This is a genomic window from Schumannella sp. GW821-FHT10F01, from assembly GCF_058809295.1.
The window spans coordinates 212,489-227,494 of the sequence record NZ_JBXASM010000003.1 but is presented as its reverse complement, the minus strand read 5'-3'; the positions used below and the strand labels follow the sequence as shown (position 1 = coordinate 227,494).

Genomic DNA, 15,006 nt, shown 5'->3' with positions numbered 1-15,006 from the left:
AGCGCCGTCTCGAAGCCGCGCTTCACCGACCCTGAGCCACGAGACCCCGCCCGACCCCGCCCGCGAACGGGGTGGACGGACCCCCGCGCGGCCTGGGCTAGACTCTTCGGCGGTACCGTGTCCGAGCGGCCGAAGGAGCATGTCTCGAAAACATGTGATGGTGCAAGCCATCCGTGGGTTCAAATCCCACCGGTACCGCCAAGCTGAAGCCCCGGAATCATCGCGATTCCGGGGCTTTCGCCATCGTGCTGTGGCCCGATCGGCAACACCTTGGCAACGTCCGACGTGATCGGAGCGGTTCCTAGTGATCCAGATCGGGTTTGCGGGAGGCGCGCAGCGCGACGTTCCGCGCGACGTTCCGCGCGACGTCCAGCGCCGATCCGACTGCATCCAAATCGTCGTCGAAGAGGTCGGCGTATACGTCGAGGGTCATTGCAGCGGAGGCGTGCCCCAGCATTCGCTGCACGGCCTTCACATTCGCTCCGCTCGACACCGCCAGGCTCGCAGCCGTGTGCCGCAGGTCATGCACCGTGAGGCGTGGGAAGTCCGGGTCCTCAATCTGCAACTGACGAACTGCCGAAGCGAACCATCCGCGTTGCGAGTGGGGCAGCTTGACGTGTGTCAGGCCGTCGCCGAATAGGAGGTCTTGTGGTCGCCCTGCTGCAGAAGAACATCCTCAACACCCGCACCTGGACCACCCGGCTCGAGCTCCGCCTCGCGATCGTGACCTGGATCGAAGCCGTCTACCACCGCCGCCGACGGCAACGAGCACTCGGCCGATTGACCCCGATCGAATACGAAGCCATCATGACCACACCAGCCGCATCCGCGGCCTAACAAGAAGAGTCACCGAAACCTTCAGCAGTCCCCTTGGACCTAGCTCCGGTCTTGCGGGCTTCGGAATGCCCCGTCGTCAGATCTGAGGTAAGCACACTCTGAATCTGGCAGCGATGGCGCCTCACGCCGTCCAGACCTACGTGTTTGGAGGGCTAGCTCTATGCCGTGCCCACATCGTGCCCACAACCGAGGGAGATCAAGCGTGCTCCACGTGATCGAAGAGGCCCGGGAAATCAGGGTTCTCGAGGCCCTCGGCCACCGCTGAGGCGCGACGATCCGGGTTCAAATCCCCTCGTCTTCGCTCTGCTCGGTGCCTGATGGTCCGACACGAAGAGGAGCCCCGATGTACTCGAAGCGTTGAACCCGCGACGCGTTGTGCCCAGTCGAGGTAGCGCGAGCGTCAGTCGACGAGGAGGTTGAGCGTAATCTCTCGCGCTGGAGTCTTACGAAGGATGCTCTCGACCTCCTCGCGAACGTCATTATCGAGCTGCGGTATTCGGAGCAGGGCACTGACGTCGACGGCGTCGAGCTCGTGTTCGTCGTTGAAGCTCAGGTGGTCCAGATGCTTTGCCAGCAGCTCTAGCGCTACGGAACGCGAGAAGCCGATCTCTTGCAGGTTGATCATTCGCGGATCGCTTGACCCGTACTCGACAAGCTTTGCCACATTGAAGCCGGCGGCGGCGCGGCCGAGCACCTGCACCGACAGGTCGTAGTAGTTCTCGAGGTAGCTGATGATCTTGAAGCGCAGGCCGGTCTCGAGATCGCGCAGGGTCTGTTCGATGACCCGGTTGATCTGCCGCGAGTCTCGGCCGTCGAAGCTCTCCCGGATCGGATACGGGGACTGCGTGAAATCCTGATACCGAATGAAGCCCTGCCGGACGTGATAACGGATGACCTTGCTGATCACGAGGACCAGGGGCTCACCGTCGACCCAGTACTCCATCAGCACCGCCCAGTACTTCAGGCGATCGCTGTAACCGGGCTCCTGCTTCGGGACCAACGGCTCCTTGCCGAGCGATTCCTCGGCGATCCAGTTGTAGAGCCCACCGAGGCGTTGTAGCACGCTCAGGAAGAGGTCGTAGTCGAGCGCGTCAGTGTCAGTGTCTGACGGAACGAGCGCCGCTGCGCTGCCGTCGGTCAGCGATTCCCACACTCGGGACTGGTACTTGGGCTGAATACCGGGAGTCGCGCGCAGCACGTCTTCGGAGCCTGCGAATCGCTCGACGGCCCGCTCGAGGACCTTGGCGCCGTCTTTCACCTTCTCGAGGAAGAACGAGCGAAGCGGCGTTTGTTGATTGCCGAGGACGTGCAGAAGCAGGATCGCGGAGTACTGCTCGATCGCCCGCTTGGCCGTTTCTGAGGGGCTACCTGGAATGGTGCCGTTCTTGAGCACCGCGCTGATGTCGGTGAAGTCTTTTCGGGTGCGCCCCGGATCGACGAGGAAGCTCCGCGCGACGATCGGCCGTCCGCGTGGGATGAGCTCCCGCTTGGTCTCCGTCCAGATGTTGTCCTCGTGCCGCACGCATATGACGTTGCCCGAAAAGTCGTAGGTCAGTCGGCCCGCCCGGCCGACGAGATTCTCGAAATCGATCTTCCCGAAACCGGCCGATCCGTGCGTGTCATTGAGCACGAAGATGTTCTTCGCCGGCATGTTCACGCCCTCGAGGAGGGTTGACGTGCAGACGACGTACTGCAGCCTCGATCCGCGCTCTGAGAAGCAAGCCTCGATCTTCTCCCGCACTTCCTGCGGCATCTTGCCGTGATGAAACGCGACGCCATGCGCGAGCGTGGTTACGAGATAGTAGGCCCTGTGGACGTGCTCCTTGACGAACTTGATGAGGGCGTCGATCTCCGGATCCTCAACGAGGGGGAGGGTAGCGGCCAATTCGAGCGCGAACTCTGCTGACTTGGCGGAGCTGTTGATGTAGACGATGGACTGCCGGCGGCGGCTCAACGAAGTGACTAGCTCGACGAGATTCTTCGCCGTCGGTGGCGACTCGAGGTTCGTGATCTGTTCGCTTTCGCCCGACAGATAAGACTGCTGGCGGTCGACGAGGTCCACGAAGTAGCGCTGCTGCGCGACGGTGCGCTCCTTCACCGCCAGCGCGCCGTTCTTCGCCTTGCCGAAGAGTTCCAAGAATAGCTCGGGGTTCTCGATGCTTGGGGACGCGAAGATGAGCTTGGTCGCGAACCGCCGGGTCGTCTCGACGATGGCGTGGTAGTAGATCGACGAGCGGGCGTCGTTCTTGGCGATGACCTTCTGCGCCTCGTCGACGATCAAGTAGTCAATGTCCCGCTCCGGATTGGACAGGTAGCGAAGAAGCCGCTCGGGGGTCAGCACGAAGATCGTGCGGGGGTAGGTCTTGCGCAGAAAGAGCGGGAGCGACGGGAAGGTCCCAACGTTGACCTCGGGCACATCGCGCAGTAGGTCGCGAAGGTCCGCGGCGGTCTGACCGATTAGCGCCTTCGTCGGCACGAGCACGACGACGCAGTGCTGGTCGAGTTCCGAGCTGCGCACGATGTCGTAAATGACGCCCTTCAGGATGAAGGACTTCCCAAGCGAGGTGGGGCCGGAGAAGCTGAAGTAGTCCTGCCCCCGTAGTCGCTCGGCGATCTCGAACTGCGTGTCGGTCAGGGTCGCGTCCCCGTGCTTGGTCGCTTGCACGACCTCCTTGGCCGCGCGCAAAATCCCGCGCGAGACGGGGAGCGGGAACGGCAGATCCGAACCAGCGGTGAGCGTCCGGAGCCCGGGAAAGTTGCCGAGCTCGATGAGGGCCGCTTCCGTTACCGCATTGGCACGCTGTCTGAGGCCGTCGTCCAGGCCAATCAGGTCTTCCACCTCCCGCACCAGCGCCAGAATGCTATAGGCGGCCTCGCGGTACTCCGGAACTGTCGAGTGGGAAAGGATGTCGGCGTAGCGGAGCATCCGCTTGACGAGCTCGTCGTCGACCTCGGCCGTGGTGCTGCCGGTGAGGAAGGCCTCGGAGACCGCAAGCTGCAGCGTCTCCAGGTCTGACTGGTAGTCGTTGCGCGCGATGATGATGTCGCCGAGCGCATCGGCCGCGATGCGCCCCATCTACTTCTTTTCCTTCTTCTTGCTGGGCTTGTTGCTGAGCAGCGCCGCCAGATCCATGCGCACCTTTTCAATGCCGGGGTCGTCATCACCCGAGCCACGCTTGACGAATGGCACGGCGTACACATGGATCGGATAGCCACCCAGGTTCCGGTCGTTGATTTCCTGCTTGATCAGTTCGTGCTCGCCTTCAATAGCATCCGTCGCTCGCTTGCGGAGCTCGGCCTCGATCTCGTCGAGCTCCATATCCGAAGGCTTCATGTCCGAGACATCGACCTCGTACCCGACGAAGATCCCGAAGGCGTTGTGCTTCCTGATCGCATCGTCGCCACCCCTTGTGGCCGGCAGCAGAATGGCAGACAGGACCGACAGCGCCTCGCCGTCCAGCTCTTCCTTGAGCAACTCAGATTCGACCAGCCAGGTGTCGAACTCGAAGCCCTCCTGCAGCACGTCGGCGATCGACTTGAAGGCCGCCTTGATCCCGCGCTTGGCGCTCTGACCCGGCTTCCCGGCGTCACCGTACATCTTCGACTCACCGAAAATCAGCTGGAACGAGTTCTCGCCGATGTGAAGCAGGTGCACGCCGTCCGAACCGTGGACGTAGTGCTCTGGATCAGTCTTGAGCTCCATCTTCGACAGGATCTTGGGTGCGCCGAGATGCCCCTCAAGCAGGGAGTAGAGGATGACCTCTCCGCCCTCGCCGGCCTTCGGATCCGGCGCGCGGAACTGCTTCTGAACCTTCGCGACGATCGTGCCCATGTGGGCGGGGTTCTTCTTTGCCTGCTGATACTTCTGTCGTGACAGCACGTAGGGCACGCTGTTGTTCTGGAGCGCATCGTAGAGCCCGGCCAGGTTGAAGTCGCCGTTGATCACGCGTAATACGTGGAGATAGAGGTTGGACTTCTTCTGCAACGCGACGGACGTCGGCACGTAGAAGAGCGCGTTGAACTCGTCGCGAATCGACTCGTCGAGCGACAGCGGCAGGACGGGCTTAGATGCGTCCGGCATTCGTCTCCGTTCGGGGCCGGGCAGGGCAGGGACGCCCAGAATGACAGGCGGCGGGGCGGTTCCACGCGCGACGCGACGAACGATACTCATGTATGCCGGCATCCATGCTGCGCTGTTGCGTTGGCGGGTGCGAGATGGTGCGCATTGTGCGCCGCTGGGCGTTTTCCAGTTCGCCGCCGGGTTGATCCTCGCCTCCTCGACGAACTGCTGCGGAATGACCTGGGGCGGGCACAAGGGGCCTTCCACCTGCACGGCTCCACTGATGCGGGTGGGCGAGCCTCAGAACGGGTAACGGCCAGCCACAGGGATGTCGCGGCTCACCGCGGGAATGATCATGTTCAGCCACAGGAAGAGTGACGCGAGTGGTTGACGGCCGTCGAGGCGCACCCAGTCCTCTCTCACCGTGCTGTTCTCGCCGACAATGCCGAGCCGTCCCATCCCGTGGCCGACGTGGATGAACGCGGGACGATCGAGGACGAACAGCGCGTCGAGGACCGGCAGCATCTCGCCCGACGGCGCCTCGACATCCGACTGTTCCTGGAGCCTGGTGAGGATGGTGTCGTCGGCGATGTCCGAGTCGACTGCAACCGCGAAGTACGGCACCGACTCGACGAACCGGTACCGGTCTTCGTCCGGCACCGTCGTCATGTCGGAGGCCAGCAGCGGTCGATGGATCTCTCGGAGCTTTCTGCCCTTGGCGAAGATCGAATCCAGGTCGGCGGTCCGAAGAGTGCTCTTGACTTCGGCGACCGCGGCGACCCCCTCGGCGAGGTATAGGCCGGGTTCCTCTGCAGGGTAGTTCAGGGGTTGGTCGTCGTTGGAGATGATGACGTCGAGCTGTCCGCCGCCGCGCCCGTTGGAGTCCATGACCTCCCCGTGACCTACCCGGAACCGGCTCGGGAGGTGGGCGCCCAGGAACGTCCGCCACTCCCGCTCGACGGCGTCGCCCCGATTTCCGTGGTGCTCGAATGCCGAGCGGGCTTCGGCCAATCGGTGCTGAAGCCGCGCGGTCTGCGCGGTGAACGAGCCGCCGAGACGCTCTTGAGCTGTGGCCATGGCATTTAGAGTGGCGCGTCCGGCCCGGCGAAGGCGGGAGACGCGCGCATACCGACGGTGAGCCGATCCGGATGTACGGAGTGGCCCGTCACGGCGCCGCTACGTTAATCTCCGCCATCCGACCGGCGAGCGGCGGTTCATGGACGATGTCAGCAAGGCCATCCGCCGCGCCGATCTCGCCCTCAGGGCTCAGCCGCCCGACTCCGTTGAATCCCGCGCGCCCAGCCCGCTGTAGCGAGCGCTAACGCGCTGTGCTTGTTCACGGTACTTCTTCGCGTTGAAGGCTCTCCAGAAAAGCCGCTTGATGAGCGGCTCCTGACTGTCGCGCACCTCAACCCAGACGCGGAAATAGACGTCAAACTCGTGGAGGTCATCGGCGAGCTTCGCGAGATTGTCATCACTCACCGGGAAGCCGCCCTCCGCGACCTCACCTCGAGCGACGACGAATCCAAGGAAGCGGGAAGTCCAGCCGATGTGCTCGGCGTGCCTGTCCGCGTATCGAGGTGAGAGGCGAGCAAACGCGTCGAGCAGCTCTTGGGCGAGCGGCTTCAGCTTTGCGATCTGTCGCTGTCGTACCTCGTGCTGTAGCGACCCCTCGGGCCCGTCCGTCACGATCAAGCCGAACTGCATGCCGAGTCGCTGAAAACCGAAGATGACCTCGTCGATCTGACGGCGGTCGCGAACAATGCGCTCTTTGCGTGCATCTAGGCGGGGTTTGGCCAGCATCTCGACCACGACCGTCGTCGCAAGCGCTGTGAAGACCGCCGCAATAACCTGCATCAGCGGTGTCCAGTCGACGTTCATGCGCCGATCGTAGGCCGGCACTCATGGCCGCACCCGTCGGTCTTCGTCACGTGGGTACCCACGTCCGAACCGACGATCCTCAGAGTCGCCGGGACTCGAGCGAGCCGTGGCAACGCTTCGGCAACAACTGGCGCGAGTCCAGTCGTTTCGAAGTGATCTCGCTGAGCCGCAGTTGTTGACGTTCCGTTCCGCTCGGCCGCCCCGCGCAGCGGCGCTCCTGATTCAAATCCCACCGGTACCGCCACGAGAAGCCCCGGAGTCATCACGATTCCGGGGCTTCCGTTTCGACCGCTCCGTCGGATGACCGACGGCGGCGACGGCGATCAGGCGGCGGCACCTGCCGGGTAGGCGATGCCCTCGTTGGAGATCTTCTCGGCGACCTCCGCGATGCGCGCCGCAGCCGCCAGCTCCTGGTCCAGGTTCTCCTGGAGCAGTGCCGCCACGTCATGGGCGCCGCGCGCCTTCGCGTTCGTGACGAGCACCTGGTAGACGGCGATCTCGTAGTGCTCGGCCTCGAGGCCGCCGGAGAGCAGGACGGCGTCGACGATCGACGGGTCGGTCTTCTTGATCGTCGCCGCGCCCTCCTTCGCGAGGCCCTTCGTGGTCGGCGACGGGGCGTCGTTCACGGCCTCGCCGAGCAGCGCGAACGCGCTCTCGATGTTCTCGATCTGATGACGGGTCTCGGCCGCGTGGTCGTCGAACAGCTGCTTCAACTCGGGGCGCTGGGTCGTCGCCGAGAGGGACTCGAGCAGCGCGAGGTTGTCGCGCTCACCGGTCAGTGCGGATCCCAGCTTGAAGCTGAAGATCTCTTCGGGGGTGGTGAAGTGCTCGAACATGGACTGCCTCCGTGCCGGGCGGTTCGGCGGCACCAGAGCACCGCCACCCGGACTCGGCCCAGCATGCGCGCCGGACCCTGACGATCCGGCCGGACGCCCGTCATCCTCGGGCAACGACCAGGCGCACTGCGGCGGTCTCAGCCCGCGAGGTCGGGCAGACCCGCGTAGTCCGGCAGCTCCGGGCCGCCGACCGCGCGCTCGATCAGCGCGCCGAAGGCCTCCATGTCCGGCTCGGGTGCGGGCTCGGAGGGATCCGGCGCCGGAGCGGTGAGCATCTCCACGTGCATGCGGCCGATCTCCCGGTTCGCGTCGACGTAGTCCTGCATGCGCGCCTGGTAGCCGGCGAAGCCGACCTCCGGATCCCAGTCGGCGGCGGCGAGCTCGCCGGCCAGCAGGTACGCGCCGACCAGCGCCAGTCCGGTGCCCGCGCCGGACATCGGCGAGGCGCAGTACGCGGCATCGCCGATCAGGCCCACGCGTCCGCGCGACCAGCGCTCGAGCACGACCTGCGCGACCTGGTCGAGGTAGAAGTCGGGCGCGTCGTCGAGGTGGGCGAGGATGCGCGGCGTCTCCCAGCCGAACCCGGCCATCTGCTCGCGCAGCAGCCGCTTCTGGGCGGGGATGTCGCGGTGGTCGATCGCGAAGTCCGGTGTGGGGAACGACAGCATCGCGATCGCGCGCGAGGCGTCGCGGATGGGACGCAGGCCCGCCGAGCGGCCCTCGTGCTGGTAGTCGAGCAGCCACCGGTCGAGCCCGAACTCGTTCGGCACCGTGTAGAACGCGAGCACGAGGCCGAGGTGGCGCACGAAGCGCTCGCGGGGTCCGAACACCATGCCGCGCAGCGCGGAGTGCAGGCCGTCGGCGCCGATCACGAGGTCGAAGCGCCGTCGGCCGCCGGACGCGAGCGCGACGTCGACGCCCTCCGCATCCTGCGTCAGCTCCGCGATCCGGTCGCCGAACACGTACTCGACCTCGTCGCGGGTGTCGTCGAAGAGCACCTGGGAGAGGTCGCCGCGCAGCACCTCGATCTCGGAGATGTAGCCGTCGCCGCCGTCGTCCTCGGCGCGGAACGTCTCGAGCACGCCACCGTCCGCATCGACCGTGTACGCGCCCGCCGTGTCGGTGAGGACGGCGCGCACGGCGTCGTCGAGGCCCATCCGGCGGATGACCTCCCTCGCCACGCCGCGGGCGTCGACCGCCTGCCCGCCCGGGCGCAGGCCCGCCGCCTGCTCCACGACGGTCACCACGGCGCCACGTCGGCGCAGCCAGTGCGCGAGCGCCGGTCCGGCGATGCTCGCTCCGGACACCAGGATTCGGACGCCGTCCATGTCGCCTCCGCTCGTCTCGTGATCGACGACATTCTGCTCCCGGACCGGTGACATCCGGATGCGGGGGGCTCACCGCACGGTCGAGATGGGCCCGGTCCGCTCGTCCTCGTGGTCGTGGGTCGGGATGATGTCGATCGTCGCCGTGGTCGGGGCGATGATCGAGATCGGGGCGGTGACCGTCGGCAGATCGACCGGCTCGAGGCCGGCGCGGGCCGCGATCTCCGGCAGGCGGCGCACCGCGTGCACCCAGGCCGGGATGAGGATGACGACCGCGCCGATCCAGGCCAGGGGCGCGTTCCACGCGACGCCGACGAAGCCGAACAGCGCGCCGAGCAGCAGCGCGGCGGTGAAGCGCATGACGAGCTCGACCACCCCGGTGATCGTCGGGATGCCGGACAGCCCGAGTCCCTGGATGGCGCCGCGGAGCACGAACAGCACGCTGAGCACGAGGTAGAACGCGGCGCTGACGATGAGCATGATCATCGCCAGGTCGACGACGTCGTCGGCGCCCTCGACGAAGAAGCCGAGCAGCGGGCGTCCGATCGCGATGACCACGCCGCCGAGCACGATCGACGCGATGACCGCGAGCACGAGCGCCTGCCGGACGCCCTGGCGGATGCGGTCGAGCTTGCGCGCGCCGAGGTTCTGCGCCACGTACATGGAGGCTGCGAGTCCGAGCGACTGCAGGAGCGCGATCGCGAGCCCGTCGACGCGGGCCGCCGTCGTGGCGGCGGCCACGGCATCCGCGCCGATCTCGTTGAGGCGCACCTGCACGGCGAGGGTGCTGATGGCGATGATCGACATCTGGAAGCCCATCGGGATGCCGAGCCGGAGGTGGCGGGCCACGTCGTGGCGGGTGATGCGCCAGTCGGGGCGGTGCACGTGCAGCACGGGCACGCGCCTGGCGATGTGGATGACGCACAGCGCGGCGGAGAGCGCCTGGGCGACGACGGTGGCGAGCGCCGCGCCGGCGATGCCGAACCCGAGCCCGACCACCATGACGATGACGAGCACCACGTTGATCAGGCACGAGATCGTCAGGAACACGAGCGGCGTGCGCGAGTCGCCGATGGCCCGGATGACCGCGGCCAGGTAGTTGAAGTAGAGCAGCGCGCTGCCGCCCAGCAGGCTGACCTGCGCGAACGCGGTGGCCGGTGCCAGCAGCTCGGGTGGTGTCTGGAGCGCGATGAGCGCCGGCTCGACGAGCAGCGGACCGCCGACCGTGACGAGCACGCTCGCCACGGCGACGAGCAGGATACCGGTCGCGAACGAGCGACGGACTCCGGCGTGATCCCCCGCGCCGAACGCGTGCGCGGTCGGGATCGCGAACCCGTTGCCGAGGCCCCACGCCGAGCCGATCACGAGGAACATCAGGCTGCCGGTGGCGCCGACGGCTGCGAGCGCATCGACGCCGAGCGTGCGGCCGACGACCGCGGCATCCGCGACCTGGTACAGCTGCTGCACCACGTTGCCGATGAGCAGCGGGAGTGAGAAGACGGCGATGACGCGCCAGGGTGTTCCGGCGGTGAGCGAGGTGGCCAACGGCGAGCGGCTCCGAGTTGCAACGATTCAGGTCGACACCAATCATGCCGTGTCACGGGGGTGGCCCGCGCCGCCGGGCGCACCGGACCGGTTTCAGCCGGCGAACCGGTCGGCCAGCTGCTCGGCGGCCGCGGAGAGCCAGTGCGCCGCGCGCGACATCGCGGGACCGCTGTGGCCGGCGAGCTCGGTGAGCGAGACGGCGTCGACGAAGCCCGCGGCCCGCGCGTCCGCCGCGATCCGCCCGGCGATGATCGCCGTCGGCACGCCGAGCCGCGTCGCGGCGGCGAGCACGGCGATCGGCGTCTTGCCGCGCAGGCTCTGCTCGTCGAACGACCCCTCGCCGGTGATGACGAGGTCGGCGTCGGCGATCGCGGCATCGAGCCCGACGAGCTCGGCGACGGTCTCCGCGCCGCCGCGCGTGGTCGCGCCCCAGGCGGTGAGGGCGAGCGGCGTGCCGCCGGCCGCGCCGAGTCCGGGCGTGCCGGGGTCGATGCCGAGGAGGGCGGCGAGCGCGGCGAGGGCGGCATCCGCGGCGAGGATCGCGTCCCCGGTCAGGCCCTTCTGGGGTCCGAAGACGGCGGCCGCGCCATCGGTGCCGGTGAGCGGATTGTCGACGTCGACCATCGCGACGACCCCGCCCGGCGGCAGCGGTACGAGCCCGGACAGCTCGACCGACCGGATGCCCGCGAGTCCGCGCGCGCCAGGCGCGACGTCGTGACCGGCGCCGTCGAGGAACCGCGCACCGAGCGCCCGGAGGAGCCCGACCCCGCCGTCGGTCGACGCGCTGCTGCCGAGCGTCACGACCACCTCGTCCACGCCCTGATGCACCGCGTCCGCGATGAGCTCGCCGACGCCGGTCGTGTCCGCATCGAGCGGGCGGAGTCCGTCGCCGGCGAACAGGTGCTCGATGCCGCTCGCCGACGCGAGCTCGACCACCGCCGTCGCGGTGCCGTCGTGCTCGACGCGGAGCCACACCGCGTCGACGGGCGCTCCGGCCGGGCCGCGGACCGTCAGCGCCATCCGGGCGGATCTCGGGCTCGCCGCGGCGATCGCGTCGAGGGTGCCCTCGCCGCCGTCCGCCATCGGCAGGAGGACGATGCGGTCGCCCGGGCGACCCGCGGACCAGCCGGACGCGATCGCCTCGGCCGCAGCGGCGGCGCTGATCGAGCCCTTGAACCCGTCCGGTGCCACGACGATGGTGCTCACGCCGGAAGTCTGCCGCAGTCCCGCTGTCCCGCGGCGACGCCGTCAGTCGCGCGTGCCGAACAGCCCGTCGCCGTGCCTGTGCAGCACGTCGTACGCGTCGCCGTAGGTGGTCGGCGTCGGCGCGGACGGCTCGTACTTCGCCAGCAGGAGGCTGATCAGCCCGAGCGCCGGCGCGGTGAGCGGGCGGTCGCGGTCGACATCCGTCGCCGGATGCGGCTTGCCGGACTCCGGGTTGGTCGGCACATACGGCCGGTGCACATCCGGCCAGAGGGCGGGCTGGCGCGGGATCCTCCGCGTCACCGCGTTCCGCAGGCTCGGCGCGCTGCGATCACGACGGGTCAGCGGCGCGAGCCCGTGCAGCTCGCAGAGCGTCTTGATGAGCGAGGTGTGCTGCATCTCCTCGTTGATCACCGAGCCGGCATCCGTGTAGGCCGAAACGACGATGGCGGGCACGCGCACGCCGAGCCGGTCGAACCGGAAGCCCATCTCCCCGGGCTCGGCCTGCTCGTCCGGATGCTCGGCCGAGGGCGGCGGCACGTGGTCGTAGATGCCGCCGTGCTCGTCGAAGGTGACGAGCAGCGCCGTGTTCATCGCGTTCGATCCGCTCGTGCTCGCGGCGCCTCGGATCGAGGTGTAGACCTCCGCGAGCAGCGCCTCGCCGGCGCGCATGTCCGAGACGGCGCTGTCGTACGGTGCCTCGCCTGGCACGTCGACCGTCTTCGGCCGGCTCACCGGCGGGTGCATGTCGTTGTGGTCGAACACCATCCGCGGCTCGATGAACGCGTAGTCGGGCAGGTTGCCGGTCTTCGCGTCGTGGTGGAACTGCGCCATGCTGCGGAAGTTCGTCAGCCAGTACTTCTCGATCGACGGTGCGTGCAGCATCCCGGTCAACGAGACGACCTGGTCGGCGTCGTAGTAGACGCGCCAGGTCTTCCCGGCATCCGAGAGCCGGTTGAAGATGGTGGGCACGGCGGGCGCGGTGAGCCACTTGGCCTGTCCGCCGTCGTGCGCGTTGGTGACGAAGCCGTGCGACGTGCTCGCGTGGAAGAACGAGCGGTTGCAGAACGTCTGCGACGGCACCGACGCGTGCCAGTGGTCGTAGACGCCGAAGCCCTGCGCGATCGTCGAGACGACCGGCAGCATCTCCGGGGCGAAGCCGCCCATCACCACGGCGTACTCTTCGGGCGTCGGCTCGCGGCCGCGCTCCAGCTGGAAGCTCGTGACGTAGTCGCGCACGAAGCCCGACATCGACGGCGCCGCCTCGGCCTCCGGCGCGTTCCACGGCTCCGACAGCTGGTGCGCGCGGAGGTCGGCGTTCGTCGCCGGCTCGACCAGGTCGAAGAGCTGGGTGTTGACGTGCGGGTAGAACTCGCCCGGGTCCGGGTCGGGCTGGCTCATGATCCAGTCGGTCGTGCCCGTGTAGGCGTGCGCCGGGACGACCGTGCCGTCGGGGGCGGTGTTGGCGTGATCGCCGGACTGGAGACCCTCGTAGTGCTGCCCCGGCGGCACCGTGTCGGCGGTGTACAGCCGGCCGAGGATGTGGTCGAAGCTGCGGTTCTCGAACATGAGCACGACCAGGTGATCGAAGCCCGGCTCGGCGCGCGCGGGCAGCGGGGTGAAGCCGTAGGTGACATCCGGGTCATCGCCGGGTCCGGAGCCGAGCGCGCGGCCGGTCGCGACGGCGGCGAGGGCACCGGCCGCCACGCCCGCCGCGCCGATCCCGGTGGCGCGGAGGAAGCGGCGGCGGGAGCGGGTGCCGCCGTCCTCGGCGACCTCGCTCGCGCCGTGGTCTGAGCCCGCACCCGAGCCGGCACCGGGGAGGTCGTCCGCCATGCCGGGAGAGTAGCGCTTCCGGCGGGGGTGGACGCGGACCAGCATCGGGCGCACGATGGACGCGTGACCTCCCTCGCACGGCCGTGATCCCGCTCCGGCACGCCGGGACGCGCTCCGCGCCGGCGTGCTGAGTTCCGCCGCGCCCGCTCCCGGGTGCCGGAGCTCCGCCACGGCCCACCGGCGCACTGCCGCGTCCGCCGTCGCGCGGCAGCGGTCCGCCCGCTGATCGCAGCCCCCGTGCCGCACCGCCGGCACGCGACGCAGCGTCACCCTCTCGCAAGGAGTCCTTCCATGTCCCGTTTCACCATCCACGTCGCCGACGACGCGCTCGACGACCTCCGCGACCGCCTCCGGCGCACGCGGTTCGCCGCCCGGAGCCGTGTCTCACCCGAGCTGCTCGCCGTGCGCACCGATCCTCGCTTCCCGCACCCGACGGCGCCCGGCTGGGAGGCCGGCGTCGACCCCGACTACCTGCGCGAGCTCGTCGCGTACTGGGCCGACGGATTCGACTGGAGAGCCGCCGAGGCCCGGCTCAACGCCTACCCGCAGTTCCGCGAGGGCGGCGCCCACTTCGTGCACCTCCGACGTGACTCGACGCGGCCTCCGGTCCTCCTGACCCACGGCTGGCCGAGCACCTTCGTCGAGCTGCTCCCGCTCGCGGACCTGCTCGACGTCGACATCGTGATCCCGTCGCTGCCCGGCTACCTCTGGTCGGAGCTGCTCGACGTGCCGATGACCCGTCGCGCGATCGGCGAGTCGTTCCACCGCCTCATGACCGAGACGCTCGGCTACGAGCGCTACGTCGCGTTCGGGGGCGACATCGGCGGATCGGCGTGCGGCTGGGCCGCGGCGCTCCACCCGGAGGCGGTGGCCGGCCTCCACGTCATCCACGGTCCCTTCCCCTCGGAGTGGACGACGCCGCCCACCCCCGAGGAGCAGCTCTGGCTCGACTCGGAGGACGCGCGCGACGAGCAGGACGGCGGGTACGGCGCCATCCTCGCCGGGCGCCCCGACGCGCTGGCCACGGCCGTCACGGACTCGCCGGCCGGGCTCGCGGCCTTCGTCATCGACAAGCTCTGGGCGTGGAGCGACTGCGGCGGCGACCTCGAGTCGCGGTTCAGCCGGGACGACCTCTGCACGATCCTGACGCTGTTCTGGGCGACGGGCTCGATCGGCACCTCGTTCCAGCAGGACCTCGACGCGGTGCTGGGCGGGAAGCGGCCCACGATCACCGTCCCGGTGGCGGTGACCCAGAGCCGCGAGTGGAACATGCCGCTGTTCCCGCGCTCCATCGCGGAACGCGCCGCGACCGACATCCGGCGGTACTCGGCGGCGCCGAGCGGCGGGCACTTCCTCGCCTTCGAGGAGCCCCGGCTCATCGCCGACGAGCTCGACGCCCTCTTGCGGGAGGTGGACTGAGCGACGAGTTCCGGTCCCACAGGTTCCTGAGTGCCGCCTGAGCGGGGATGCCGCGTCAGCTGGG

Annotated in this window: 10 protein-coding genes, 1 tRNA gene and 2 pseudogenes; 3 read left to right on the top strand and 10 right to left on the bottom strand. The window is 68.3% G+C overall.

Annotated elements, in window-relative coordinates; translation table 11 throughout:
* Nucleotides 1-111: 111 nt before the first annotated feature.
* Nucleotides 112-201 (top strand) — tRNA-Ser (locus AC1RSJ_RS05925).
* Between the two features lie 100 nt (nucleotides 202-301).
* On the opposite strand, the pseudogene AC1RSJ_RS05920 reads toward AC1RSJ_RS05925, so the two are convergent.
* Nucleotides 302-664: pseudogene (locus AC1RSJ_RS05920) on the bottom strand (tyrosine-type recombinase/integrase); the annotation flags it as partial.
* Between AC1RSJ_RS05920 and AC1RSJ_RS05915 the strand changes: the two are divergent.
* Nucleotides 655-837: pseudogene (locus AC1RSJ_RS05915) on the top strand (IS3 family transposase); the annotation flags it as partial. The pseudogenes AC1RSJ_RS05920 and AC1RSJ_RS05915 sit on opposite strands and share 10 nt — an antisense overlap.
* Nucleotides 838-1,237: 400 nt before the next feature.
* Here AC1RSJ_RS05915 and AC1RSJ_RS05910 read toward each other — a convergent pair.
* The 9 genes from AC1RSJ_RS05910 to AC1RSJ_RS05870 form a co-directional block, all read right to left on the bottom strand.
* Entirely contained in the window at nucleotides 1,238-3,913 is a 2,676-nt protein-coding gene (locus AC1RSJ_RS05910; RefSeq protein WP_493117415.1) for a DEAD/DEAH box helicase, read from the bottom strand.
* A complete protein-coding gene (locus AC1RSJ_RS05905) occupies nucleotides 3,914-5,170 on the bottom strand; it encodes a HamA C-terminal domain-containing protein (RefSeq protein ID WP_493117414.1) in 1,257 nt (418 codons plus the stop codon).
* A gap of 27 nt (nucleotides 5,171-5,197) precedes the next feature.
* Complete coding sequence (locus tag AC1RSJ_RS05900; protein WP_493117413.1) at nucleotides 5,198-5,974, bottom strand: DUF6602 domain-containing protein; 777 nt, start codon at nucleotides 5,972-5,974, stop codon at nucleotides 5,198-5,200.
* A gap of 189 nt (nucleotides 5,975-6,163) precedes the next feature.
* Nucleotides 6,164-6,778 (bottom strand): hypothetical protein, encoded by a 615-nt coding sequence (locus AC1RSJ_RS05895; protein WP_493117412.1) that lies wholly within the window; start codon nucleotides 6,776-6,778, stop codon nucleotides 6,164-6,166.
* A gap of 323 nt (nucleotides 6,779-7,101) precedes the next feature.
* Nucleotides 7,102-7,614 carry a YciE/YciF ferroxidase family protein gene (locus AC1RSJ_RS05890; RefSeq protein ID WP_493117411.1) on the bottom strand — a complete coding sequence of 171 codons (513 nt, stop codon included), beginning with the start codon at nucleotides 7,612-7,614 and terminating at the stop codon, nucleotides 7,102-7,104.
* A 137-nt stretch (nucleotides 7,615-7,751) separates the two neighbouring features.
* Nucleotides 7,752-8,942 carry an FAD-dependent monooxygenase gene (locus AC1RSJ_RS05885; protein ID WP_493117410.1) on the bottom strand — a complete coding sequence of 397 codons (1,191 nt, stop codon included), beginning with the start codon at nucleotides 8,940-8,942 and terminating at the stop codon, nucleotides 7,752-7,754.
* A 69-nt stretch (nucleotides 8,943-9,011) separates the two neighbouring features.
* Complete coding sequence (locus tag AC1RSJ_RS05880) at nucleotides 9,012-10,484, bottom strand: MATE family efflux transporter (RefSeq protein ID WP_493117409.1); 1,473 nt, start codon at nucleotides 10,482-10,484, stop codon at nucleotides 9,012-9,014.
* 93 nt (nucleotides 10,485-10,577) lie between these two features.
* Entirely contained in the window at nucleotides 10,578-11,690 is a 1,113-nt protein-coding gene (locus AC1RSJ_RS05875) for a glycerate kinase (RefSeq protein WP_493117408.1), read from the bottom strand.
* A 42-nt stretch (nucleotides 11,691-11,732) separates the two neighbouring features.
* Nucleotides 11,733-13,523 carry an alkaline phosphatase family protein gene (locus tag AC1RSJ_RS05870; RefSeq protein ID WP_493117407.1) on the bottom strand — a complete coding sequence of 597 codons (1,791 nt, stop codon included), beginning with the start codon at nucleotides 13,521-13,523 and terminating at the stop codon, nucleotides 11,733-11,735.
* Nucleotides 13,524-13,814: 291 nt separating this feature from the next.
* Between AC1RSJ_RS05870 and AC1RSJ_RS05865 the strand changes: the two genes are divergently transcribed.
* Nucleotides 13,815-14,942 (top strand): epoxide hydrolase family protein, encoded by a 1,128-nt coding sequence (locus tag AC1RSJ_RS05865; RefSeq protein ID WP_493117406.1) that lies wholly within the window; start codon nucleotides 13,815-13,817, stop codon nucleotides 14,940-14,942.
* The last annotated feature ends 64 nt before the right edge of the window (nucleotides 14,943-15,006 follow it).